The sequence below is a fragment of the Clostridium boliviensis genome (genome assembly GCF_033342255.1).
Classification (GTDB): Bacteria; Bacillota; Clostridia; order Lachnospirales; family Lachnospiraceae; genus Lacrimispora; species Lacrimispora boliviensis.
Map to the genome: position 1 here is coordinate 1 of NZ_JAWONS010000049.1, position 24100 is coordinate 24100.

The window sequence follows — 24100 nt, forward strand, 5'->3', positions numbered from 1 at the left end:
TTTCTTGCATCTACCGCTTCTGCAGGATCACCCTTCTTTGCATTTTCCCGGTATTTTACCTCTACAAATACGTAATAGTTCCCGTCTTTCGCTATTAAGTCGATTTCCCCTGAACGGTCCCGGTAATTCCGTTCCAGAATCTCATAGCCGGCCTGCTCTAAATAATCTGCAGCGATCTCTTCAAACCGCGTTCCTGTCTCCCTGTTATTCATCATTCTCCCCGGAAATGAAATTTTTAATAAAACTCCGTCTGTGAATGGGACATGGACCATGCTCTTTTAATGCTGCGATATGGGCTGGGGTGCCGTATCCCTTGTGTTTCGCAAAGCCATACTGGGGAAACAGCTTATCGTACTCTTCCATCATATGATCTCTTGTCACTTTTGCCATAATACTGGCGGCCGCGATTGACACGCTTTTTCCATCTCCCTTCACAATAGGTATCTGTGTTATGTCAAGATCCGGAATAGTTACCGCATCATTTAAGAGAATTTCCGGCATAATACCCAGCTTAGCAACTGCACTTCTCATGGCTTCATAAGTTGCCTGCAATATATTGATTTCATCAATCCGGTCCGGGCCTACTACGCCCAGTCCCACTGCCAGTGCTTTTTCCTCAATTTCCTCAAACAAAGCTTCCCTGCGCTTTTCAGACAGCTTTTTGGAATCATTTAAAAAGAGGATCTCACAATCTCTGGGCAGTATGACGGCTCCTGCCACCACAGGCCCCGCTAACGGTCCCCTTCCTGCTTCATCAATTCCGCACACAAGCACGTGGGAATCATAGTTTAATTCATATTCCTTCATGATCTCTAACCGTTTCAGTTCTTCCAGGCGTTTTTCTTCTGTTAATTTTCTCATCCTTTTTCTCCAGTGTTCTGATTAAAATAAGGGCCTGCTCTTTAAAATGAGCCTGCCCTTTGATGTCTTCTTATAATTAATGCGGTGTTTCAAGAGTCAGACGTCCCAGTTTACCGCTTCTGAAATCCTCAATCAGCAGGTTTGCCGCTCTGTTTAAATCCAGTTCTCCCCCTTTAGCCAGACAGGACCTGGACCTGGCGACCTGCATAAGACCCTCTAATGGATCTTCCGTCGCAAGCGCATAGCGCTCAGACAGAACGTGAGGATAAGATTTCGTTAAAAACCGGATCAGTTCCATGGCAAGCTCGTCTTTATTTAAGATCTCATCATTGATGGAACCGATGAGAGCAAGACGGATTCCCACCTTCTGGTCTTCAAATCTCGGCCACAATATTCCAGGTGTGTCAAGGAGCTCCAGGCTCTTATTTAACCGGATCCACTGGTTGCCCTTTGTGACGCCAGGCTTGTTTCCAGTCTTCGCACACGCTTTTCCTGCAAAGGAATTAATAAATGTGGACTTTCCCACATTAGGAATTCCTACAACCATCGCACGTACCGGGCGGTTTAAAATACCCCTTCTCCGGTCCCGTTCGATCTTCTCCTTACAGGCCTCTAAAACAACACCATTAATAGATTTTAAGCCTGCACCGCTTTTTGAATTCACTTTCACAACATGACAGCCTTTTTCTTCAAAATAAGCTGCCCATGCATTATTGCACCGTTCATCAGCAAGATCTGATTTATTCAGCAGGATCAGGCGGGCTTTCCCCGCCCCCAGATCGTCAATATCCGGGTTCCGGCTGCTTAGCGGAACTCTCGCATCTACCAGTTCGATAATCAAATCAATTAATTTGATATCTTCCTTCATTGCCCTTTTCGCTTTGGTCATATGACCTGGGTACCATTGTATATTCATAACATTCCTCTATTTCGAACGAATTAATTCCAACTTTACAAGGGGCAGCATACGTAACCATATTCTTCCTTTGATCTGACTGCCGCTTACGTTTCCAATATTAGAAAAACGGCTGTCTTCACTGCTGTCCCGGTTATCACCTAATAAAAAATATTCCTCTTCTCCCAGCTTCATCGGCTTCTCTGCCAGACCTGCAAGGGATACCCGGCCAAGACCTGCCGGTTCTTTCAGCTTTTCGCCATTGATATAGATATCATCGTTTTTTATCTGCACAGTCTCTCCCGGCAGTCCAACGATACGTTTTACATTCATCTTCTGGTCATCTCTTTGAAACACAACCACATCAAACCGGTCCGGCTTCCCAAAGTCATAGGAAAGGCGGTCCATTAAAACTACATCGCCGTTTGCAAAAAGCGGAAGCATGGAATGCCCAGCAACAACAATCTGACTTCCATAAGCATAGACCAGAAACCATGCAAATGCAATCACTACAATAATGTCAACAATCCAGTTGACAAAATGGCGGAGCTTATTATTATCTTCACTATGATAAAAGTCCATTTATAACACCCCACCTACTAAAGAAAGGGACAATTTACATTGTCCCCCCCAAATGTTCCGGAATTATTTAACCAGCTCTTTAACCTTAGCAGCCTTACCAACTCTGTCTCTTAAGTAATACAGTTTTGCTCTTCTTACTTTACCCTTTCTTACAACTTCAACGTTGTCTACGGAAGGGGAATGTAATGGCCAGGTTTTCTCAACGCCAATACCGTTAGAGTTCTTTCTTACAGTAAAGGTTTCTCTTGCTCCGCCGTTCTGTCTTTTAATAACAGTTCCTTCAAAAATCTGGATTCTTTCGCGGGTTCCCTCTTTGATCTTGTTGTATACTTTTACAGTATCACCAACATGGAACACCGGTACGGTCTGCTTTAACTGTGCTGCTTCAATATTCTTAATAATTTCGTTCATTGTGTGAACCTCCTTGATTTTATTTGATGTTCTTAATACTTCATACTGGAATCCGTAACAGAGGACCATCGCCTTTTCATCACAACATTCTGTATTTTATCATAAAGGATTGTCGAATGCAAGCCCTTTTCATTATTATTATTCCCTGTTTTCCGGCTCTTTTACAAGCTTATCCAGAAACTCTTCTTCTTTTTTTGAAAGAACCGCTTCCTTAAGAAGATCGGGTCTCCGCTCCAGAGTTCTCTTTATGGATTGCTCCCGTCTCCAGATTTCAATATTCTTATGATGGCCGGATAACAAAACCTCAGGAACCTTTAAGCCTCTGTACTCCTCCGGTCTGGTGTACTGGGGATATTCAAGCAGATTATCATGAAAGGATTCAAATTCAGCAGAGGTTTCATTCTTTAAAACACCTGGAATCAGTCGGGAGATACAGTCAATCATGACCATGGCAGGAAGCTCGCCTCCGGTCAGTACATAATCCCCAATGGAAAGGAAATCCGTAGCCACCAGATTTAATGCCCTCTCATCAATCCCTTCATAGTGGCCGCATAAGAAAACCAGATCCTCTTCTTTTGCCAGTTCGCCTGCAATCGTCTGATTGAATACAGTTCCCTGAGGTGTCATGTAGATGACACGCGGTTTCTTTCCAAGCTTTCTGCAAAGATCATCATATGCTTCACATATGGGCATGGGCTGCATAACCATTCCAGCACCGCCGCCATATGGATAATCATCCACACTGTGATGCTTATCGGCAGAATAGTCTCTGATATCAATTGCCTCTATGGATAAAAGCCCCTTTTCTGCGGCTCTACCAATAATACTGGTATTTAAGCCGTTTAAGACCATATCAGGAAACAGCGTCAATATATGATAATTCATTCGTTCGTTCCACTCCTATCCTTAATCCAGAAGCCCGTCCATCATATGAACTGTGATGGTCCCCTTTTCCAGATCCACATTCAGAACGCATTCTTTAATTGCAGGCAGAAGCACCTCTCTGCCATCCGCCATCCTGACTTCATAAACATCATTGGCACCTGTTTTAATTACATCGGTCAATGTTCCAAGTTCTTCCCCATCATCTTTTACAACTAAAAGTCCGATGAGGTCAGTAATAAAGTTTTCATCGGGGCCCAGTTTTACTGCCAGATCTCTTGTGATCAAAAGATCCTTACCCTTGTATTTTTCAATTTCATCAATGGAATCATATCCCTTAAACTTCAGGATTACCATATTTTTAAAGAATTTTACACCCTCAATTTCTAAATCAATCTGTTCCCGCCCTGTATCAAGAATAACTTTCTTCAGCTGATTAAAACGGGCGGTATCATCCGTTGTTGGAAATACCTTTACTTCTCCCTTAATCCCGTGGGTGGAAGAAATTACTCCGACTCTTAACAAATTTTCCATCTGTCTCTCCATATCATATAAAAGAAACCGGATATCACTATCCGGCTTAATTCTTAACCGCACTCATAAACCAGAATTTATGAAAGCAAAAGAAGACCGTCTTCCCGACAGGCCGGCGGTCTTAACAGGCTACTGAATTTCAACAGTAACCTTCTTATCTTCTTTGGAAGCTGCTGCTTTTACAACAGAGCGGATCGCTTTCGCAATTCTGCCCTGTTTGCCAATTACCTTACCCATATCGGAAGGTTCTACCGTAAGTTCAAGGACGATCTCATCGTCTTTAACAGTCTCAGTAACAGCAACATGATCTGGATTATCAACCAGTGCTCTTGCAATTACTTCTACTAATTCCTTCATATGCTTCACCTCTCACTACTGGATACCGGCGATCTTTAAAAGCTTGCTTACAACTTCTGTTGGCTGAGCACCTGTTGCTAACCACTTCTTTGCGTTCTCTTCGTTAAACTTGATTACGCTTGGTTCTGTGGTAGGATCATAGTATCCAATTTCTTCGATGAATCTTCCATCTCTGGGAGATCTGGAATCTGCAACTACAATTCTATAGAAAGGAGCCTTTTTCTGACCCATTCTTTTTAATCTCATCTTTACTGCCATGTTTTAATTCACCTCCTTAAAATCTTAAATTTGAAACCTATCTATAGCGACGCAGGAATCTGCCTTGCTAGCATTAATAAATATTAAAACGGTAATTTCAGTTTACCCAGCAAACCTGCGCCCCCGCGGCGTTTTCCTCCGCCAAGCATTCCCGGCAGCTGCTTCATCATCTTTTTCATCTGATCAAACTGCTTAACAATCCGGTTTACTTCACTGATATCAACTCCTGCCCCTTTTGCAACCCGCTGTTTTCTGGCGGCGTTCTTCATCAGGTCGGGACTAGTCCGTTCTTTTTTTGTCATGGACAGGATAATCGCTTCCACCCGATCCATGGCTTTTTCATCAAAATCCATATCTTTCATCTGGCCCATGCCAGGCATCATGCTCATAATGCTGGCCATTCCGCCCATGTTCTTCACCTGGGTCATCTGCTCCAGAAAATCGTTATAATCAAATTCCGCTTTTTTAAGCTTCTGGGATAATTCCCTGGCTTTCTCTTCGTCCACCTGGGTCTCCGCCTTCTCAATCAGAGAAAGGATATCTCCCATGCCCAAAATTCTGGAAGCCATACGGTCCGGGTAAAACTGCTCCAGATCAGAAAGCTTTTCTCCCATACCAACGTAAAGAACCGGCTTCCCTGTAACAGCACGAATGGAAAGGGCGGAACCACCTCTTGTATCGCCATCCAGCTTTGTAATAATAACTCCGTCAATACCAATCTTTTCATGGAACATACCGGCCACATTCACAGCATCCTGACCAGTCATGGCATCAACCACGAGAATGGTCTGATGAACATCTACGCTGTCTTTGATTTCTATCAGCTCATTCATCATATCTTCATCAATGTGAAGACGGCCTGCCGTATCCAGAATCACAACATTCTGTCCGTTCTTTGCCGCAGATGCCAAAGCAGCTTTTGCAATATCAGCCGGCTTCTGGTTCTCTCCCATGGAAAATACCGGAACGCCCTGCTTTTCACCGTTAATCTGCAGCTGTTTGATCGCAGCGGGACGGTAAATATCACAGGCAACCAAAAGTGGATTTCTTCCCTTTGCCTTTAATTTGCCGGCAATCTTGGCTGTGGTAGTCGTCTTACCTGCACCCTGGAGACCAGCCATCAGGATCACTGTTATCTCACTGGCAGGCTTTAAGTCTATTTCCGTTGTCTCAGAGCCCATGAGTTTCACCAGCTCTTCATTTACTATCTTTATTACCATCTGGCCCGGAGTCAGACTGTTCTGGACATCCTGTCCGATCGCCCGTTCCTGCACAGCACTAATAAACTGTTTTACAACCTTGAAATTTACGTCAGCTTCCAGTAAAGCCATCTTAACTTCTTTTAAGGCTGTTTTTACATCAGCTTCGGACAAACGTCCTTTGCCTCTTAAATTTTTAAATACATTCTGTAACTTATCGGATAAGCTCTCAAAAGCCATCTAACGCCCTCCTAATGAGCTTCCAGCTCGATGATTTCGCCCGATATCTCTTCGATGCGGTGGACCAGATTCATGTCTTTTGTTCTGGCAAACTCAGCAGTTAAATTCCGAATTTCTCTAGCCAGTCTTTTGGTCTTTTCAAATTTTTCTACCAGATGAAGTTTTTCTTCATAGCCTTCCAGGATCTTATCACAGCGCTTTACCAGATCATGAACACCCTGCCGGCTGATTCCCTGCTCCTGCGCAATCTCACTGAGAGACAAATCGTATAATACCACATCTTCATAAATATTCTTTTGATGCTCTGTCAGCAGAGCTCCGTAGAAATCATACAAAAGTCCCTGTCTTGCAATCTTCTCCATATCATCACCTGTGATATCATACAATACTTTTTTTGGGGTGTCAAGTGTTTTTTCTTTACACCCTGTAAATAATCTGGTCTCAGGCAGTATCTTTCATAAATTTTTTAATATGAAAATAAAGCTTTCTGCTGTGAATCACATAACTTCCGTGGGTTTCACCCGGCAGAATTTTAAGGATGCTGTCTTTAATTCTGGAGGCCAGATACTGGGTATGGGATAGAAGAACCATATCCTTTTCTCCTGCCAGCAGCAAGGTCGGAATGGAAATCTGTTCCAGTTCCCTTCCTGATATCTGTGGCTCCTTTAACATCATCCGGACCCTTGGCTCACGAACAAGAATCCCGAGGAAGCCAAATAGAAAAAGCCAGCGGCGTTTTAAACCCTCCGGAAATGCGTTGGCACCGCAGATTACCATCTTTTTAAGCAGTCCCGGATACCGGACAGCTGCCAGGATACCAATGATTCCTCCGTCACTGAAACCGCAGTAAAGAGGTCTGTCAAGCTCTAAAATCCGGATAAATTCCGCCACATCTTTCGCCATCTTCTCGTAACTGATATCGTTTTTTCCCGTACTTTTCCCATGTCCCCTGGAATCAAGGGCATATACCGTATATTCTGTTTGAAGCAGACTTGCTGTCTCGTTATATATGCTGTGATCTTCCCCGTTTCCATGGACCAGAATCACTGCCGGTCCTTTCCCCGATACTTCATAGTGAAGCCGGATTCCATTCACTGTTATAAACACCTGGTCTCTCCTTATTTTGCAGGAACAATCTCCAGCCAGTATCCATCCGGATCACTGATAAAATAAATTCCCATTCCCGGATTTTCAAAGCAGATTACGCCCATTTCCTTATGTTTCTTATAACATTCCTCATATTCATCTGTATGAAATGCAAGATGAAATTCACATTCCCCTAAATTATATGGTTCTGTCCTGTCAGTTAAATAGGTCAGTTCAAGCGTAAAATCAGTCTTTCCATCTCCAAGATAGACCAGTCGGAAGGATCCGTCAGCTGCTGTCTTTTCACGTACTGGTACCAGACCCAGAGCCTTTTTATAAAACTTCAGGCTTTTTTCCAGATCAAGAACATTAAAATTAAAGTGATTGAAGGTAATCATAATGGGTTCTCTCCTTTTCAAAAAGAGTCCGACCTGTAAAAAGCCGGACTTTTTATTATTTACTTCTTTGGTACAAGTGCTTTCATACCGCCCATATAAGGCTGCAGTGCTTCCGGAATCTTCACAGTTCCGTCTGCCTGTAAATTATTTTCCAGGAAAGCAATAAGCATTCTTGGCGGTGCTACTACTGTATTATTCAGGGTATGGGCAAAGTATTTTTTACCGTCCTCGCCTGATACCCGGATCTTTAGTCTTCTTGCCTGAGCATCTCCTAAATTGGAACAGCTGCCAACTTCAAAATATTTTTTCTGTCTTGGAGACCATGCCTCAACATCTACAGATTTAACTTTTAAGTCTGCCAGATCACCGGAGCAGCATTCTAATGTTCTGACCGGAATATCCAGAGTCCGGAATAAATCAACGGTATTCTGCCACAGTTTTTCATACCAGTCCATACTCTCTTCCGGTTTGCAGACTACGATCATCTCCTGTTTTTCAAACTGATGAATCCGATACACTCCTCGCTCTTCCAGACCATGCGCTCCTTTTTCTTTTCTAAAACAGGGAGAGTAGCTGGTGAGCGTCTGTGGAAGCTTAGTCTCTGGAAGGATGGTGTCAATAAATTTACCGATCATGGAATGTTCACTGGTACCTATTAAATATAGATCCTCTCCCTCGATCTTATACATCATGGCATCCATTTCTGCAAAGCTCATAACTCCTGTTACTACTTCACTGCGGATCATAAAAGGAGGTATACAGTAAGTGAATCCCCGTCCGATCATAAAATCTCTTGCATAGGAAATAACAGATGAATGAAGTCTTGCAATGTCTCCCATAAGATAATAGAAACCATTACCTGCAACCTTTCTTGCACTGTCAAGGTCAATTCCGTCAAAGCTTTCCATTATCTCCGCATGATATGGAATATCAAAGTCCGGCACTACCGGTTCACCATAACGCTCTACTTCCACATTCTCACTGTCATCCTTGCCGATTGGTACACTGGGGTCAATGATGTTAGGAATGGTCATCATGATTTTCTTGATTTTTTCTTCCAGTTCACCTTCCGTTTTTTCCAGTTCAGCCAGATGGTCGGAAGCATCAGTTACCAACCGCTTCATCTCTTCTGCTTCTTCTTTTTTCCCCTGTCCCATCAAGGCACCAATCTGTTTGGAAAGTTTGTTGCGTTCCGCTCTTAAAGCATCTCCTTCCTGCTTTGCCGCGCGGTTTTGCTCATCCAGCTCAATGACCTCATCGACCAGAGCAAGCTTGCTGTCCTGAAATTTGTTTTTTATGTTCTGTTTCACAATTTCAGGATTTTCTCTTACAAACTTTAAATCTAACATGGTATTCCTCCTGGTTTTTCCTCAATATTTTCTGCGAACAGTATCCGCATAATAATCTGCCGTTGATTATACTACAAAAAAAGGGCAAAGAAAAGCCCTTTTCCTAAAATTCCCCATCTCTCTTCCTCTTTTACTGACGAATAAGCAGAGACAGGATCTCTTCAAAACAAACTCCATTCTCAGTTGGCACATTCAGCTGATCCGAAACCAGGATACTCTGCTTTACAAAGTCTGCTGCTGTTTTTACACTTTTTTGCAAAGATACGCCTTTGACCGACTGTGCAGCTACGATACTGGAAAACACATCTCCAGTCCCTGGCCTGTTCCCTCCCGCTTTTAATGTCCTGATAAACTGAACTTTCGAAGACTTTTTAGCAACCACATTGGTTATAAAAGTTCCTTCCCTCACCCCTGTAATCACTGCACTGTGAGGTCCCATGCTTATGATATCTTCTGCCATGTCAGTCAGCTCTTTTCTGGTCCAGTTATCCTGACGGTACTGCCTTCCTGTCAGAATGCATGCCTCAGTTAAGTTGGGAGTCACAATATCTCCGGATTCCACCAGTGTCTTCATGCGACTGCACAGCTCTTTTGTATAAGTCTGATAGGTCTTCCCGTCATCTCCCATAATGGGATCTATGATAACCAGGGTTTTTGCTGTTTTAAAATCCCTTATCATATCCGCAACAATTTCAATCTGGTCTGCTGAGCCTAAAAATCCGGTAAATATGCCGTCGAAGTCCAGATTCAATTTCTTCCATTGTTCCAGATACAGAGGCATCTTTTCTGTATAGTCATCAAAGAAGCAGGTGGGAAATCCTGTATGGTTGGACAAGATCGAGGTCGGAACCGGACAGCACTGCACCTTTAAGGCAGATATAACAGGAATAGCCACGGTTAGCGAACAGCGGCCATATCCAGAAAGGTCATGAATAGCAGCAATTTTTTTCTGTTTATATTCTTTTGTCATAACAAACTCCTAACATATCCGGGTAAATAATCCTGACCGCACCAAAGCATTCCGAAGGGGCATATATATAAGAACAGATACGATCCCGGAAGTTACCGCATTAATGGAAGTGGAGGCAACGTTCCAAACCAGAGCCAGCTCTGCCGCCGGTTTTCCAAGTATGAGAAGCTTGTAAAAATATCCTGCCATGGGATCGAATATTACATTAAATAAAAGCCCTGCAAATGCTGCCAGTATGGTCCATTTAAGAATATGTCTGTTATCATAGGATTCATTAATCTTTCCCAGCCGATGGGCAACCAGACCTGTGATCAGACCAATGCATAATTTTAAAATAAATGTTTTCGGAGCATATATAATATAGACCGGATCTAACAGGTCACCGATGGTCATTCCGATGGCACCGCCAAGGCCCCCATATAATCCGCCCAGAAGCAGTGCTCCCAGAACGCAGACTGCATTGCCTAGGTGAATTGATGTGGCATCCCCTCCCGGAAGTGTGATTTTAAACTGAAGAAATGTAAAAACCACGTAGGACATGGCTGCAAAAAATCCAGTCAGCGTGACTTTATTAATCCTCTGATTTGTTCCATTCATTGATGATTCCTCCCTTGCCGCTTTTATTGTTCTTAATCTTAGCACGCAAGTGGAGTGATATAAATATCCAGTTTCCAGTTATTAAGCCATACCAGTTTAATCATGGGATTCGACACAAATCAGTATTCCTGAATCAAATTCAATGGACCCCGATGCACCGGTCAGTTCATTGCTGATGCAAAGACTTGTTCCTATAGAGATGTCTTTTTTATAAAGCGGATATTTAAATCCGGAAAGGGTGATTCCCTTTACTTCCATACTCAGCGGAAGAAATGAAATATATTTCCCCCACGTTTTTTCTGATTCAAAGATCCTGCCTCTTTCCAAAATGGTGATACGGTTTTTGGAATCTACTATAGAAGCATACACTCCCTGTTTCAGGCAATAATAAAGCAGATGAAGGTTCCCCATAAAGTGATCAAGCCTGCCTCCCGCTGCACCCAGAAGAACAAGCTGATTACACCCTAAGTTTATGGCTGTATTAATAGCCAGTTCTGTGTCTGTCTCGTCTTTCTCCGGCTTGTGTATGTCCCATGTGATCTTATCGGAAGAATTCCGGTATTCCGAAAGAACCGATTCGTCCACCGTGTCAAAATCACCTACAATTGCGTCCGGCTTCAGATTCAGCCTGGTCAGGGCATTAAGCCCTCCGTCTACTGCAATGATCTTATCAAAGCTTTGATTTGCCAGAAATTCTCTGGCAAACTCAAAATCAATGGTTCCCCCTGTTACAATTAACCCCGCTCGTTCTTTCACCTTTCATATTCCTCAAAAATATCTATAAATTTTCTGGTATTAGCTGCCGCATCACCTTTGAATACAGCAGATCCTGCTACAAAAACATTGGCACCGGCTTCTATCAGCTGTCTGATATTGTCACAGGTGACACCACCGTCAACTTCAATGTCTATATCCAGTCCCTGGTTCTTTATCATGGTTCGCAGCCTGCGTACTTTTTCCAGTGTGTAGGGAATAAATTTCTGTCCGCCGAATCCTGGATTCACCGTCATAATCAGTACCATATCAAGCTCCGGCAATATGCAGTCCAGAACCGATAATGGCGTGGCTGGATTTAATGCAACCGCTGCTTTAAGTCCTGCTTCTTTAATCTGGTTTACCGTCCTGTCCAGATGCCTGCACGCCTCCATATGAACGCAGATTAAATTCGCACCCGCAGCTTTGATATCTGATATATAGCGTCCCGGCTCCTCCACCATCATATGAACATCAAAGATCCGGTCTGTACAGCTTCTTAAGCTGCCAATCACCGGCATGCCAAACGATATGCTGGGCACGAAAGCTCCATCCATTACATCCAGATGAATATAGTGGGCTCCTGCATTGGCTGTATCTGTTACCTGTTGTCCAAGATTTTTAAAGTCTGCCGCTAAGATTGAGGGGGCAAGTTTCAGCATATTAGTATCTCCTTTTTTCTTTCAGTTCCTCGTATAAAAGCCGGTAATTATCATAGCGGCTCTGACTGATTTTTCCTTCAGCAACGGCATTCTTAATTCCGCAGACCCTTTCTCCGATATGCACACAGCCCAAAAACCTGCAGTCTGCTACAAATGGGTCAAATTCAGGAAAATAGTCCTTTAACTGCCCGCACTCCATGTCCTCTAAATACATTGAACTGAAGCCGGGCGTATCCATCATATATGTCTGATTTCCAATTCCAAATAACTCTGAGTGTCTGGTGGTATGTTTCCCTCTCTGGATCTTTTCGCTGATCCGTCCGGTTTCCATCTCTGCTTCCGGATAAAGCAGGTTTGTCAGAGATGACTTTCCCACACCGGACGGTCCTGCCAGAACAGTGGTTTTACCGTCCAGAATCTCTTTTATACAGTCAATTCCCTTTCTTTCATAAATACTGGTAAAATAAACGGGGTAACCAGCCGCTTCATACATCCGCCGCAGGTTTTCCATCTCATCGTTTTTCGTAAGGTCTATTTTGTTAAAGCAGATATGAACGGGGACCTCCTGTGATTCCATCATTACCAGAAAACGATCCAGAAGATTTAAATTAGGCTCCGGGTGAGTAACGGAAAACACCACAAGTGCCTGATCTACATTGGCTGCAGCGGGCCGCACCAGAGCATTTTTCCTGGGCAGGATCTCTTCGATGTTTCCTTTCCGTTCTGTTTCATCCAGAACGGAAATTTCCACATCATCTCCTACAAGAGGTTTTACATTTCTGTTTCGGAATATGCCTTTTGCCTTACATTCGTAAAGAGTTCCATCCTTGCTGTGGACATAATAAAATCCAGCAATACCTTTTAATATTTTTCCTGTCATATACGCTTCCTTAGGATTGGGGAACAGGAACAAAGGTAATCGCGTAAGAATTAACCACCTCACCTGTATCCACATTTACAATTTCTACCGATCCGCTTGTCACACCGTATGCTCCCTCAATATTTTTAAATGAAACCGGAAGCAGCTGATCTCCATTTAACGTCACCGGATCCATCAGCTTTTTTACGGAGTCCTGTCCGTCAACCGACTGCCTCAGCTGGATTTTTAAAGTCAGCTGGGTGCTTCCGGATCCCGGACCAATAATGTTTTGCAGGGAGAAGGATTCATTAATGGAGGCCAGATACTTATATTTTGATTCCTGGCTGTTTCCGGTGCTGACCACAAAATCAACTGCAGTCTGGGACTCCACCTGGCTTCCCGGTAATGCTGACTGACTGATGACACAGCCTCTCGCAACGGTCTCAGAAGAAGCTTCGGTGACAGTGCCCTGAACCAAACCTACGTCTGCAAGCATTTCCACTGCAACCTCCTGTTTCTGTCCTTCCAGATTCGGCACAACAACCGGATTGACCAGAGTGGGACCGCTGCTGGAGAACAGGGAAACCGTTTCCCCTTCTTTTGCTTCACTTGGACTGTAGCTTATCACATTACCGGCTGTTACCGTGTCGCTGTTTTTTTGCTCTACGTTCACAACCAGTCCCTTGCTTTCCAGTAAAGACTTAGCCGAAGCAGAATCCATGGTTTCAAGGCCCAGCTTGGACAGATCAATTGCCACATGCTCCGGACCTTTGCTGATCACTACGTACACCGCTGAGTATTTATCCACAACCTTATCAGCCACCGGATCCTGGGAAATCACATCTCCCTTATCAACGGTATCAGAAAACTGATACTCACTGACTTTCATATACAGATCACCGTTATCCTTCAGTTTCTTTTCTGCTGTGTCAGAATCCAGGCCAGAAACATCTGGCATTTTCACGGTCTTTTCACTGAGTGTTTCTTCCGTTGAAATAGCAGCCGTAGAAACCGTTTCTTCTCCGGAACCAGAACGGAACAGGCCACTGATCTTAGAAAAGACAACCGCCAGTATCACCACGATAATAATAGCGGTAACAACGCCGGCCGCAGTCAGAAGCTTTTCGATCTTTGGATTGATGTCCTCGTCCGTATGATTTCTTCTTTTTCTTCCAGACCCGGACTGTTCGTCATAGTTTGAAGACGGCTGATGGTTCTGTCCATACTCCTCTCCTGATGAGGCACGCTTCATGGGAGGTTCCTGCTGGGGCTTTCTGCCGGAACGGATCTGTTCCAGTTCGGGTTTTCCAATAATTATGGTCTGGGAATCATCCACGGTGGTATGATTTTGCACAAAATCCCCATTGGGATTGACCAGTGCTTTGCGCAGATCGGAAATTACCTCATACATATTTCCATATCTGTATTCCGGTTTTTTCTCAGTACTTTTTAATATAATATTCTCCAGTGCAACTGGAATCATCTCATTGAAATAGCTGGGAGGTGTAATCACAGCCTCCAGATGAGCCAGCGCAACCGTCACGGTATTATCTCCCTGAAACGGTACCCTGCCGGCAACCATCTCATATAGCGTGATACCCAGTGAATAGATATCACTTCTCACATCGCTGTAACCTCCGCGCGCCTGTTCCGGCGATATGTAGTGAACCGACCCCACAGCAGTAGCACTCATCGTCTGAGAGGATGCTGCTCTGGCAATTCCGAAATCTGCCACCTTTACTTTTCCGTCTCTGGCAATGATAATATTCTGAGGCTTGATATCCCGGTGAATAATCCCCTGCTCATGAGCAGCGGCTATCCCCTGTGCAACCTGCATGGCAATGCCAATAGCTTCCTTGATATCAAGACATCCTTTTTTCATAATATAATTCTTTAAAGTAATTCCTTCAATCAGTTCCATTACTATGAAATGAAGGTCTCCCTCATCCACAACGTCATAGATATTGACTATGTTGGGATGGGAAAGTCTGGCCGCTGACTGGGCCTCCATTTTAAACTTGCTGACAAAATTACTGTCTGAACTGAATTCTTCCTTTAATACCTTAATGGCTACCAGGCGGTTTAATTTATGGCACAGGGCCTTATACACATCTGACATACCACCGGAACCGATCTGTTCCAGTATTTCATATCTGTCCTGTAAAAATGTCCCCGGTCTTAAAATCATAAGCTTCCCTCCCTGCCAAGCTGAGGTTCTATTAAAACAACAGCAATATTGTCTTTCCCCCCATTATCATTGGCTACTGTAATTAATTTTTCTGCCTTTTCCGGCAGCTCCAGTTCCGAGCAGATGATTTCTTCTATTTCAGCATCTTCCAGCATATTGCTAAGTCCGTCCGAACACAAAAGTATATAATCTCCCGGTTCCAGGGCAACTTCAAAAAAATCAATCTCCAGTTTATCTTCTGTTCCGACCGCTCTGGTTATTATATTCTTTTTCTCCCTGTAATCCTTGCTTCCCCGTTCCATCTGTCCCAAAGAAACCAGTTCCTCCACATAAGAATGGTCTTTGGTAATCTGCTGTAAATGGTTGCGGATCAAGTAAAGACGGCTGTCTCCCACATTTGCCACATACATGGCTGCGTCTTCAATCACAGCAGTAACAAGCGTGGTTCCCATTCCGTTTAATTCTGGTTTTTTCATGGATTCCTGATACAACAGTTCGTTCACCTTTTCAATTCCGTCTCTGAGAACCGGAACAATTCTGGTGTCCTTTGTAGTTTTAAAATGAGCCACCAGATTTTCGGCAATGAATCTGGAAGCATAATCTCCGGCCTGGTGGCCTCCCATACCATCTGCAACAAGAAACAGATCAGGCAGCACGCCCACAGGCTCAATTGAGGCAAAAACATAATCCTGATTTGCCGAACGGACTCTGCCGGTATCCGTCATAGCACAAGCCTTCATCGTAATATTCTCACTTCCTTTTACTCCTGATTTAAAAAACTTTTCCGCAGCTGTCCGCAGGCACCATTGATGTCCCTGCCCATTTCTCTTCTTATAGTAACATTAATTCCGTTTTTTTCAAGGAGATTTTTAAACGCTTCAATTGCTTTCCGGTCAGACTGTACATAATTCCGCTCCTTAATGGGGTTAACGGGAATCAGATTAATATGTCCATGCTGGGCCTTTAGAAGTGCAGTAAGTGCAGCCGCCTCTTTCAGATTATCATTTACTCCGCTTACAAGACTGTATTCAAAGGTAATCCTTCTCCCGGTTTTTTCAAAGTAAGTGTGGCATGCCGAAAGAACATCAGACAGCGGATAGCGGTTTGCTACAGGCATCAGGCTTTTCCGGACCTCGTCATTGGGTGCATGCAGGGAAAGAGCGAGAGTAATCTGCAGTTTCTCATCCGCCAGTTTTAAGATACCGGGAACGATCCCGCAGGTGGAAACCGTCACGTTCCTCTGACTGATATTCAAGCCGTTATCATCGGTGAGAAGGCGGATAAACTTCACCAGATTATCGTAATTGTCAAGCGGTTCTCCAGAACCCATAACAACCACATTGGATACCCGCTCACCAGTAAGTTTTTGGATCCGGTAAATCTGATCCAGCATCTCAGCAGGGCTTAAATTACGCTCCAGACCGTCAAGTGTGGATGCGCAAAAGCGGCAGCCCATGCGGCACCCGACCTGAGAGGAGATGCACACGGAATTGCCGTGCTTGTATTTCATCAGTACACTTTCAATTATATTGCCATCGGAAAGAGCAAATAAATACTTTCTCGTCCCGTCTATCTGTGAGATTTTTTCTTCTGCTGCAGTAAGAGAAGGAAGATCTGCTATCTCAATCAGCTTTTCCTTCAATGATTTCGGAAGATTCGTCATTTCATCATAACTGGCAGCCAGCTTCTGATGAATCCACTCGTACAGCTGTTTTGCACGAAACGGTTTTTCCCCGGCTGACACCAGGAATGCAGTCAGCTCTTCCAGATTAAGTGACTTAATATCTGTTCGTTCCATCTTATTCTACCTTTTTTTGTAATACACCGATAAAGAATCCGTCACAGGGGTGAATTCCCGGCAAAAGCTGCATATATCCCTGCTTCATGGTATCTATCTGTAAGCGGCCTTTAAACGTTCCTTCCAGATCAACAGCCTGAAATGGAAACGTTTCTAAAAACCATGCCATGTTTTCTTCATTCTCTTTTTTATCTATAGTACAGGTGCTGAAGACCAGCTTCCCGCCTGGTTTAACATAAGCCTGGACAACGGAAAGAATTTCTCTTTGAAGGGAAGCCAGTTCATCTAAGTTTTCCGGCTTGATCCTGTACTTAATGTCCGGCTTCCGTCCCATAATACCAAGACCGGAGCAAGGAAGATCCGCCAGTACAATGTCAGCTTTTTCAAACGAATCCGGATCGTAAACCAGGGCATCCCAAACTCTTGTCCGGATGTTGTCAAAGCCGCACCGGTCAATATTTTCCTGTATCATACTAACCTTATACTCTGTTAAATCCCTTACTTCCACCATGCCGGTGCCATTTAGTTTGTCTGCAAGATGAATACTCTTGCCTCCCGGAGCCCCGCAGACATCAATACAAAAATCTCCTTTTCCGGGATCAGCTGCCTCTCCCACAAGAGCAGAGCTTACATCCTGAACCTGAATATATCCGTTTTGAAAAACTTCCAGACTATCAAGATAATCATATTTTTCTAAAATCAGGATATCTTCTGAAATACTGGATTCGGACGTCTGTACATCCTGTCGTTTCAGACTGTTAAGAATTTCTTCCTTTCCTGCCCTGGAAGTATTTAAGCGTACGTAGGTCTTCCTGTCTTCCAGCATTGATGACAGAATGGTTTTGGCTGTTTCCTTCCCATAGTCTCTGGTCCACATGGATACAATCCATGCAGGAACAGAGTAACGGACAGAGTCATCCGGCCATTCCAGAGTTTCCTTATTCCTTGAAATATTTCTCAAAACGCCGTTTACAAATCCCTTTAATCCCGTGAATTTCCGCTTGGCAGCAAGCTTTACCGCCTCATTACATACCGCACAATCCGGGACCCGGTCCATGTATAAAATCTGATAAACCGACATCCGCAGGATCGTACGGATGACGGGCTTCATCTTCTTTACCTTTGTTGAGGAAATAAAATCAATGACATAATCAATTTGTATTAAGTATTCCACTGTTCCTTCAACAGTTCTGGTTATAAAGGAACGTTCTGCTTTATCCAGATACTGGTATTTATTTAAGGCCTGACGCAGGACTAAATGGCTGTATGCTGATCGTTCCAGTATTTCTATAAGAACGTCCAGTACAATCTCCCTGCTGTCTGTGTCTTTAGTCATTATCTCTTCTTCCTCCAAATAAAATAACAAGTCTCAGCAGCTGAAGAACAGTTGCTGCAAGTGCTGCCACGTAGGTAAGAGCCGCTGCTCCAAGCACTTTTCTTGTGTGGGACAGTTCTTCATCCCCCAGAATTCCCACTTTTCCCAGTAAAACCACTGCTCTTCTGGAAGCATCAAATTCCACCGGAAGCGTTACAAGCTGAAACAAGACTGCCAGCGAGAATAAAATCAGTCCGATGTTTACCAGAGGTGAACCAGCACCGCTGATGAAAAAGCCCAGCAAAATAATAGGCAGTGCAGCATGGGAACCAATATTGGCTGCCGGTACAATAGCCCCTCTTAACCGTAGAGGCACATATCCGGTATTATCCTGTATGGCATGTCCGCACTCATGAGCAGCCACTCCGATTGCAGCAACTGAAGTGGATCCATAAATAGAATCGGATAAATTAACCGTTTTCGTCCTGGGGTCATAATGATCGGACAACTTTCCGCTGACAGGACGTACCTGTACATCATAAATGCCCTGGGAATTCAAAAGCCGCTTCGCCGCTTCAGCTCCTGTCATTCCAGACATGCTTCTTACTTTGGAATATTTATTAAAAGTACTGTTTACTCTGGCCGATGCAGCCATGGATAACACAGCGCCAATGATTACAAAAATCCAGGTGGGGTCAAAATAGTACCCCATCATACCGCCATAATACATACTCAGATTCTCCTTTCCGGGGAATGCCGTCTGCATTCCTTACATATGTTTGAAAACAGTTCCATTTTCAATCTGGTAACCCCGGAGAAATGCACCAATCTCCATACGTTTTTTCCCCTGGAGCTGCAGCTCTTTAATGGACAATCCGCCTTTGCCGGTTTTTACTACCAGATAATCTTTGCCGCTTTCCACCACCTGGCCGCAGACACCTTCATATTCCTTTTCCACTACATCTGCATCCCAGAGTTTCACCACTCTGCCGTTCCAGTCAGTATAGGCACTAGGCCAGGGATTTAATCCACGGATTAGCCGCTCAATAGATACCGCATCCATGGACCAGTCGATATCACCCATATTCTTTTTGATCATTCCTACATAGCATGAATCAGCATCATTCTGCTTTTGCAAAACAGCGGTTCCATCCTCTAACTTCTTTAAGGTTTTAACAATGAGGCTTCCGCCGATCTTACCCAGCTTATCATGAAGACTACCGCCAGTCTCTTTTTTATCCAGCACAACAGTTTCCTGGTCAAGCATATCTCCTGTATCCAACGCTTCCGCCATCATCATGGTAGTGATACCGCTTATCTCTTCCCCGTTAATAACTGCATACTGAATAGGAGATGCACCTCGGTATTTAGGAAGCAGGGATGCATGAATATTGACACAGCCAAATTTCGGAATCTCTAAAATGGTTTTTGGAAGAAGCTGCCCGAACGCCGCAACCACCATCACGTCCGGTTTTAAGTCTGTCAGTAATTTTACAAATTCCGGATCTCTCGCCTTAACAGGCTGATAAACAGGAAATCCATATTCCAGTGCTTTTACCTTAACAGGAGACATAGAAACTTCCTTGCCTCTTCCCTTTGGCTTATCCGGCTGGGTCACTACAGCCAGAATTTCATGGCCTGCCTCTGCCAGTGCGCAAAGAGCAGGGACTGAAAAGTCCGGAGTTCCCATAAATATGATTCTCATCAATATTCCTCTACCTCCTCGTCCTCTTCCTCCAGAGTCACATCTTCAATTTCGCCTTCTACCTTATCCACAAACAGTTCCCCGCTTAAATGGTCGCATTCGTGGCAGATTGCACGGGCAAGAAGCTCTTCGCCCTCCAGCTCAAAAGGCTGCATATCCGCATCAAATGCACGAACTTTTACATGATTGGGTCTGGTAACTGTTCCGGATTTTCCTGGTACACTTAAGCAGCCTTCCGGTCCGGTCTGTTCGCCGTCTGTCTCTATAATTTCAGGATTGATGAGAACATACTGGTTCCCATCCTCTACATCAATCACCACAATCTGCTTTAGTATGCCTACCTGAGGAGCTGCAAGACCCACACCATTGGCCTCATACATGGTTTCAAACATGTCCTTGATTAAATCTGTGATTCTTGGGGTAATTTCCTTTACAGGTTTGCATTTTTTTCTTAGAATTTCATCTCCAATGGTTCTAATTTTTCTAATAGCCATTCTCTTTGTCCTCTCATTTATGAAAAATCATACTGGATCAAGACTTGTTCAAACAATTCCGGATGATTTTCGGAAAAACCATCCATCTGATCCCTGATTTTTATTAGTATATCATAGTTTTCCTGTTTCAAGTATAAAATTTTTCGATATATATCATTAATTTTGTAGACAGAAGCCTCTACCGGACCGATGATCTGTACGTCCTGCGGTTCACCCAAAGCGGTTACAAATACTCCCGCTGCAGCTGCCGTCTCCCCAAGAACCGGTTCATTCCTGGAGGAGAACTGAATGGTTAAAAGCCCGCTGGCTGGCGGATACTTCATCAGGCGGCGGAAAGCCATTTCCTGGTTATAAAAGGTCTCATAATCCTGGTTTGCCGCAGTGACGATACTGTAATGATCGGGGCTGTAGGTCTGAATAATGACATCTCCGCGCTTCGCATCTCTGCCGGCTCTCCCGGCTGCCTGGGTAAGAAGCTGAAAGGTGCGTTCTGCAGAGCGGTAGTCCGGTGTATTTAAGGATAAATCCGCTGCCAGTACACCAACCAGTGTCACATCAGGAAAATCATGTCCTTTTACAATCATCTGAGTTCCAATGAGGATATCTCCCTCATGCTCAGAAAATGCGGAAAGTATCGCTTCATGACCGCCCTTTTCTTTCGTCGTATCCAAATCCATGCGCAAAATTTTCGCCTGGGGAAACATTTTCCGGGTCATCTGTTCAATCTTCTGGGTTCCAACTCCGAAATTTGCGATATAAGGCGAACCGCAGGAGGGACATTTGGAGGGCATGGGTATATGATGTCCACAGTAATGGCATACAAGGTAGCTGTTATTATGAAGCGTTAGTGTTACATCACAATGAGGGCATCGGATGGCTTCCCCGCAGGATCGGCATGATACGAAATTAGCATAGCCTCTCCGGTTTATAAACAGAATGATCTGTTCTTTTTTCCTGAGCTTTTCTTCCATTAACGCCTGCAGTCTTCTGCTGAAAATTGATTTATTGCCGTCCTTTAATTCCTGTCTCAAGTCCACGACCGATACATTGGCCAGACTGCTGTCTTTTTTTGCTCGTTCTGTCAGGCGAAACAACTGGTAGTCACCTCTTTGTGCCCTGGAATAGGCTTCCAGGGAAGGAGTTGCTGATCCAAGCACCAAAGATGCATTCTCCATACGGGCCCTCTTTGCAGCCACCTCTCTGGCATGATACCTGGGTACTGTCTCACTTTTATAGGCGCTTTCATGTTCTTCATCAATGAGAATCAGCCCCAGCCTGGAGAAAGGGGTAAACAATGCGGATCTGGGACCGATCATAATATCAATATCACCATTTTTCGCACGTTCAAACTGATCGAAACGTTCACCTGCAGATAACCGGGAATTGATAATGGAGACCCGGTTTCCAAATCTTCCATAGAAACGCATCACCGTCTGATAGGTCAGCGCAATTTCGGGAATCAGCACAATGACCTGCCTGTCGTCTTCGATGACATTATGAATCAGCTCCATATAAACCTCTGTTTTACCGCTCCCGGTTATGCCATGAATCAGATAGGTTTTTCTGATACCTGCTGCATAATCCTGGCAGAAGCAATTCACAATCTTCTGCTGTTCCTTATTTAATTTAAACGTTTTTCCCTTTTGTTCACCGGCCTTAATTGGATTGCGGTAAATCTCTTCCGATTCCAGGCAAATCTCCCCTTTTTCAATCAGAGGCTTTATGGCGGATGCGGAAAGACTCATCTGGTTCACTGCTATCTCATAGGGGATGACCGGATTATTAAGCAGCGCAGAAAAAAGCCTGATTCTCGCCTTATAATTCTTTTTTACCGCTTCATTTAACGCACCTGTCAGCTGTTCCCGGTTTAAAAGACTTCGAATAATCTTTTTTTCTTTTGGTTTAACCTTCTGCTTTACCGGAAGCACGGTTTTCAGTGCCTGGTTCATGGTGGATCCATATTGTTCTTTCAGCCACCATGCCAGGGTAATCAACCGGGATTCCGCTGTCACTCCGTCAGTCACAATGCCCGCAATCTCTTTTATCTTATCCGGATCATAACCAGCCTGGGCTGTAATTTCCACCACATATCCTTTGCGCATGGTATTCCCCCTGCCAAAAGGGATCAGAACCCGGGTTCCCACAGAAATATCCGCAAGCAGGTTCTCCGGAATCCGGTAATCAAAGGTTCTGTCTACTTTTTCATGGGAAATATCAATGATGATCCTGGCATAGTTTTTTGTCATTCATTTCCTCCAGATCGGGACTGATCAGTGAAACTGTTCTGCTACCTGCCCCAGCTTCATGCTGTTGGAGCCTTTAAACAACACACAGTCACCTGTCTTTAACGCTCCCTTTAAATAAGCTATTAAGGGTTCCTGTTCCATAAATTCCATTACTGTAATATCAGGTGCATTCTCTCGCACTGCCCTGGCAATTTCTCCAGCCAGTTCTCCCAGTGTTACCACACAGTCAACCGGGTGATTTGCAATATAGACACCGATTTCATAATGGAATTCCCGTGAACGTTCTCCCAGTTCCTTCATGTCAGCCAGTACGGCAATCTTTCTTTCTGTCTTCGTAATGGAGTCTAAAATTTCAAGTCCTGCCTTCATGGAAACAGGGCTTGCATTATAGGTATCGTCTATTACAGTCAGCTTCCCTGTCTGATAGATCTGCTGCCGGTTTTTAAATCCGGTGAAGCTCATGAGAGACTTTGCCGCCTCTTCCATTGGAATCCCGTTTTCTGCCGCAACTGCCAGAGATACCATGGCATTTAAAACATTATGGCTTCCCAGAACAGACAGCCGTACAGGGACTTGCTTTCCTTTATGTACAGCTGTGAAAGCAGGAAATCCATCCTCTGCATGCACGTCAATCGCTCTGTAATCACAGTTTTCACCGGTTCCGTAATAGATGGTTGTGCATCCTGTCTTTGCCTTTGTTTCTTTCAGCATATCGTCATCTCCATTTAAAAAGAGAATTCCGTTATCACACAGTCCATCCTGAATGGTCAGTTTTTCTTTGTATATATTTTCTTTGGAGCCCAGCTGCTCAATATGCGTAACTCCTATGTTTGTAATGACAGCCATATGTATTCTTGCAATTCTGGCAATTACGGTCAGTTCTCCCGGTTCACTCATTCCCAGTTCGATAACTCCTATCTCATCCTCCGGCGTAATCTCACTAAGCGTGATGGGGAGCCCTACCTGGCTGTTGCTGTTGCCAGGAGTCTTATAAACCCGGTAACGGGAAGACAGGGCACAGGCTGCCATCTCTCTGGTAGTCGTCTTTCCTACACTTCCTGTAATCCCAATTAACGGCAGGGATAAATGATCTCTGTAAAAGCTCCCCACTGCCTGCAGCGCTTTTTTTGTATCTGCCACACGTATCCAGGGTTTTTCAGATACCATCTCATCATGCTCGCTGGTCAGTACCGCTGCAGCTCCATGCTCAAACGCCTGTTTAATAAACCGGTGCGCATCCACCTTTTCCCCAATAATGGGCACAAATAAATCATTGCCCTTCATGGTCCTGGAATCAATGCTGATGTGCTCTAAAACTGTATCCTCACTTCCGCTAAGAAGCGTTCCGCCTGTAGCTGAAAGGATTTCCTTTACTGTCATATCTACCATGTTTCCTCCGTTCCATGTCCGCTCTATGCGCACATTCCTGCCATCTTCCGTGGAAATGCCGAAAGCCACACT

The 24100-nt window shown here is 44.2% G+C and carries 28 protein-coding genes; all 28 read right to left on the reverse strand.

Annotation, left to right across the window (positions count from 1 at the left end):
• Positions 1-215: YraN family protein (locus tag RZO55_RS02380; protein WP_336624245.1), on the reverse strand; the 215-nt coding region annotated here is incomplete at its 3' end.
• Positions 205-861, reverse strand: coding sequence for a ribonuclease HII (rnhB, locus tag RZO55_RS02385; protein WP_318062702.1), 657 nt, complete (start codon positions 859-861; stop codon positions 205-207). The genes RZO55_RS02380 and rnhB, both read right to left, overlap by 11 nt.
• Positions 862-937: 76 nt before the next feature.
• Positions 938-1777, reverse strand: a complete 840-nt coding sequence (gene ylqF, locus RZO55_RS02390; protein WP_318062703.1) for a ribosome biogenesis GTPase YlqF — start codon at positions 1775-1777, stop codon at positions 938-940.
• A 9-nt stretch (positions 1778-1786) separates the two neighbouring features.
• On the reverse strand, positions 1787-2338 hold the full coding sequence (lepB, locus tag RZO55_RS02395; RefSeq protein ID WP_318062704.1) for a signal peptidase I: 552 nt from the start codon (positions 2336-2338) through the stop codon (positions 1787-1789).
• Between the two features lie 63 nt (positions 2339-2401).
• On the reverse strand, positions 2402-2749 hold the full coding sequence (gene rplS, locus RZO55_RS02400; protein ID WP_318062705.1) for a 50S ribosomal protein L19: 348 nt from the start codon (positions 2747-2749) through the stop codon (positions 2402-2404).
• A gap of 138 nt (positions 2750-2887) precedes the next feature.
• On the reverse strand, positions 2888-3634 hold the full coding sequence (gene trmD / locus RZO55_RS02405) for a tRNA (guanosine(37)-N1)-methyltransferase TrmD (protein WP_318062706.1): 747 nt from the start codon (positions 3632-3634) through the stop codon (positions 2888-2890).
• A gap of 21 nt (positions 3635-3655) precedes the next feature.
• A complete protein-coding gene (gene rimM, locus RZO55_RS02410) occupies positions 3656-4165 on the reverse strand; it encodes a ribosome maturation factor RimM (protein WP_318062707.1) in 510 nt (169 codons plus the stop codon).
• A gap of 129 nt (positions 4166-4294) precedes the next feature.
• Entirely contained in the window at positions 4295-4522 is a 228-nt protein-coding gene (locus tag RZO55_RS02415) for a KH domain-containing protein (RefSeq protein WP_104437503.1), read from the reverse strand.
• Between the two features lie 15 nt (positions 4523-4537).
• Complete coding sequence (gene rpsP / locus RZO55_RS02420) at positions 4538-4780, reverse strand: 30S ribosomal protein S16 (RefSeq protein WP_097004116.1); 243 nt, start codon at positions 4778-4780, stop codon at positions 4538-4540.
• An 83-nt stretch (positions 4781-4863) separates the two neighbouring features.
• Entirely contained in the window at positions 4864-6219 is a 1356-nt protein-coding gene (gene ffh, locus RZO55_RS02425) for a signal recognition particle protein (protein WP_318062708.1), read from the reverse strand.
• Positions 6220-6230: 11 nt separating this feature from the next.
• Positions 6231-6581: a YlxM family DNA-binding protein gene (gene ylxM, locus RZO55_RS02430; protein ID WP_318062709.1), complete on the reverse strand. Its 351-nt coding sequence runs from the start codon at positions 6579-6581 to the stop codon at positions 6231-6233.
• A gap of 79 nt (positions 6582-6660) precedes the next feature.
• The gene (locus RZO55_RS02435) at positions 6661-7326 is read right to left on the reverse strand and encodes an alpha/beta fold hydrolase (RefSeq protein WP_318062710.1); all 666 of its coding nucleotides are present in this window, start codon (positions 7324-7326) and stop codon (positions 6661-6663) included.
• Between the two features lie 11 nt (positions 7327-7337).
• Positions 7338-7703: a VOC family protein gene (locus RZO55_RS02440; RefSeq protein ID WP_318062711.1), complete on the reverse strand. Its 366-nt coding sequence runs from the start codon at positions 7701-7703 to the stop codon at positions 7338-7340.
• A gap of 59 nt (positions 7704-7762) precedes the next feature.
• Positions 7763-9052 (reverse strand): serine--tRNA ligase, encoded by a 1290-nt coding sequence (serS, locus tag RZO55_RS02445; RefSeq protein ID WP_318062712.1) that lies wholly within the window; start codon positions 9050-9052, stop codon positions 7763-7765.
• A gap of 130 nt (positions 9053-9182) precedes the next feature.
• On the reverse strand, positions 9183-10022 hold the full coding sequence (locus RZO55_RS02450) for a pyridoxamine kinase (RefSeq protein ID WP_318062713.1): 840 nt from the start codon (positions 10020-10022) through the stop codon (positions 9183-9185).
• Between the two features lie 9 nt (positions 10023-10031).
• On the reverse strand, positions 10032-10619 hold the full coding sequence (locus RZO55_RS02455) for an ECF transporter S component (RefSeq protein WP_318062714.1): 588 nt from the start codon (positions 10617-10619) through the stop codon (positions 10032-10034).
• A 96-nt stretch (positions 10620-10715) separates the two neighbouring features.
• Positions 10716-11375: a thiamine diphosphokinase gene (locus RZO55_RS02460; protein ID WP_318062715.1), complete on the reverse strand. Its 660-nt coding sequence runs from the start codon at positions 11373-11375 to the stop codon at positions 10716-10718.
• Positions 11372-12034, reverse strand: a complete 663-nt coding sequence (rpe, locus tag RZO55_RS02465; protein WP_318062716.1) for a ribulose-phosphate 3-epimerase — start codon at positions 12032-12034, stop codon at positions 11372-11374. The genes RZO55_RS02460 and rpe overlap by 4 nt, the downstream gene beginning before the upstream one ends.
• A 1-nt stretch (position 12035) precedes the next feature.
• Entirely contained in the window at positions 12036-12914 is an 879-nt protein-coding gene (gene rsgA / locus RZO55_RS02470; protein ID WP_318062717.1) for a ribosome small subunit-dependent GTPase A, read from the reverse strand.
• Between the two features lie 10 nt (positions 12915-12924).
• Complete coding sequence (gene pknB / locus RZO55_RS02475) at positions 12925-15081, reverse strand: Stk1 family PASTA domain-containing Ser/Thr kinase (RefSeq protein WP_318062718.1); 2157 nt, start codon at positions 15079-15081, stop codon at positions 12925-12927.
• Positions 15078-15821 carry a Stp1/IreP family PP2C-type Ser/Thr phosphatase gene (locus tag RZO55_RS02480; protein ID WP_318062719.1) on the reverse strand — a complete coding sequence of 248 codons (744 nt, stop codon included), beginning with the start codon at positions 15819-15821 and terminating at the stop codon, positions 15078-15080. The genes pknB and RZO55_RS02480 overlap by 4 nt, the downstream gene beginning before the upstream one ends.
• Before the next feature lie 20 nt (positions 15822-15841).
• Positions 15842-16879: a dual-specificity RNA methyltransferase RlmN gene (gene rlmN / locus RZO55_RS02485; protein WP_318062720.1), complete on the reverse strand. Its 1038-nt coding sequence runs from the start codon at positions 16877-16879 to the stop codon at positions 15842-15844.
• A gap of 1 nt (position 16880) precedes the next feature.
• Positions 16881-18215 carry a 16S rRNA (cytosine(967)-C(5))-methyltransferase RsmB gene (gene rsmB / locus RZO55_RS02490; protein ID WP_318062721.1) on the reverse strand — a complete coding sequence of 445 codons (1335 nt, stop codon included), beginning with the start codon at positions 18213-18215 and terminating at the stop codon, positions 16881-16883.
• Entirely contained in the window at positions 18208-18924 is a 717-nt protein-coding gene (locus tag RZO55_RS02495; RefSeq protein ID WP_318062722.1) for a zinc metallopeptidase, read from the reverse strand. Before RZO55_RS02495 ends, rsmB begins: the two co-directional genes overlap by 8 nt.
• Positions 18925-18963: 39 nt before the next feature.
• Entirely contained in the window at positions 18964-19899 is a 936-nt protein-coding gene (fmt, locus tag RZO55_RS02500) for a methionyl-tRNA formyltransferase (protein ID WP_318062723.1), read from the reverse strand.
• Positions 19899-20393, reverse strand: coding sequence for a peptide deformylase (gene def / locus RZO55_RS02505; protein ID WP_318062724.1), 495 nt, complete (start codon positions 20391-20393; stop codon positions 19899-19901). The genes fmt and def overlap by 1 nt, the downstream gene beginning before the upstream one ends.
• A gap of 17 nt (positions 20394-20410) precedes the next feature.
• A complete protein-coding gene (gene priA, locus RZO55_RS02510; RefSeq protein ID WP_318062725.1) occupies positions 20411-22639 on the reverse strand; it encodes a replication restart helicase PriA in 2229 nt (742 codons plus the stop codon).
• Between the two features lie 24 nt (positions 22640-22663).
• Positions 22664-24097, reverse strand: coding sequence for a UDP-N-acetylmuramoyl-tripeptide--D-alanyl-D-alanine ligase (locus RZO55_RS02515; protein WP_336624246.1), 1434 nt, complete (start codon positions 24095-24097; stop codon positions 22664-22666).
• Between the last annotated feature and the right edge of the window lie 3 nt (positions 24098-24100).

Bases quoted from the DNA above. Each gene is read 5' to 3' on its own strand.
- priA (WP_318062725.1), bottom strand. From the start codon at position 22,639: ATGACAAAAAACTATGCCAGGATCATCATTGATATTTCCCATGAAAAA.
- ylqF (WP_318062703.1), bottom strand. From the start codon at position 1,777: ATGAATATACAATGGTACCCAGGTCATATGACCAAAGCGAAAAGGGCA.
- RZO55_RS02450 (WP_318062713.1), bottom strand. From the start codon at position 10,022: ATGACAAAAGAATATAAACAGAAAAAAATTGCTGCTATTCATGACCTT.
- rpsP (WP_097004116.1), bottom strand. From the start codon at position 4,780: ATGGCAGTAAAGATGAGATTAAAAAGAATGGGTCAGAAAAAGGCTCCT.
- rsgA (WP_318062717.1), bottom strand. From the start codon at position 12,914: ATGACAGGAAAAATATTAAAAGGTATTGCTGGATTTTATTATGTCCAC.
- RZO55_RS02440 (WP_318062711.1), bottom strand. From the start codon at position 7,703: ATGATTACCTTCAATCACTTTAATTTTAATGTTCTTGATCTGGAAAAA.
- rsmB (WP_318062721.1), bottom strand. From the start codon at position 18,215: ATGACTAAAGACACAGACAGCAGGGAGATTGTACTGGACGTTCTTATA.
- rpe (WP_318062716.1), bottom strand. From the start codon at position 12,034: ATGCTGAAACTTGCCCCCTCAATCTTAGCGGCAGACTTTAAAAATCTT.
- rplS (WP_318062705.1), bottom strand. From the start codon at position 2,749: ATGAACGAAATTATTAAGAATATTGAAGCAGCACAGTTAAAGCAGACC.
- RZO55_RS02455 (WP_318062714.1), bottom strand. From the start codon at position 10,619: ATGAATGGAACAAATCAGAGGATTAATAAAGTCACGCTGACTGGATTT.
- RZO55_RS02480 (WP_318062719.1), bottom strand. From the start codon at position 15,821: ATGAAGGCTTGTGCTATGACGGATACCGGCAGAGTCCGTTCGGCAAAT.
- RZO55_RS02415 (WP_104437503.1), bottom strand. From the start codon at position 4,522: ATGAAGGAATTAGTAGAAGTAATTGCAAGAGCACTGGTTGATAATCCA.
- ffh (WP_318062708.1), bottom strand. From the start codon at position 6,219: ATGGCTTTTGAGAGCTTATCCGATAAGTTACAGAATGTATTTAAAAAT.
- serS (WP_318062712.1), bottom strand. From the start codon at position 9,052: ATGTTAGATTTAAAGTTTGTAAGAGAAAATCCTGAAATTGTGAAACAG.
- lepB (WP_318062704.1), bottom strand. From the start codon at position 2,338: ATGGACTTTTATCATAGTGAAGATAATAATAAGCTCCGCCATTTTGTC.
- rlmN (WP_318062720.1), bottom strand. From the start codon at position 16,879: ATGGAACGAACAGATATTAAGTCACTTAATCTGGAAGAGCTGACTGCA.
- pknB (WP_318062718.1), bottom strand. From the start codon at position 15,081: ATGATTTTAAGACCGGGGACATTTTTACAGGACAGATATGAAATACTG.
- fmt (WP_318062723.1), bottom strand. From the start codon at position 19,899: ATGAGAATCATATTTATGGGAACTCCGGACTTTTCAGTCCCTGCTCTT.
- rimM (WP_318062707.1), bottom strand. From the start codon at position 4,165: ATGGAAAATTTGTTAAGAGTCGGAGTAATTTCTTCCACCCACGGGATT.
- RZO55_RS02495 (WP_318062722.1), bottom strand. From the start codon at position 18,924: ATGTATTATGGCGGTATGATGGGGTACTATTTTGACCCCACCTGGATT.
- trmD (WP_318062706.1), bottom strand. From the start codon at position 3,634: ATGAATTATCATATATTGACGCTGTTTCCTGATATGGTCTTAAACGGC.
- rnhB (WP_318062702.1), bottom strand. From the start codon at position 861: ATGAGAAAATTAACAGAAGAAAAACGCCTGGAAGAACTGAAACGGTTA.
- ylxM (WP_318062709.1), bottom strand. From the start codon at position 6,581: ATGGAGAAGATTGCAAGACAGGGACTTTTGTATGATTTCTACGGAGCT.
- def (WP_318062724.1), bottom strand. From the start codon at position 20,393: ATGGCTATTAGAAAAATTAGAACCATTGGAGATGAAATTCTAAGAAAA.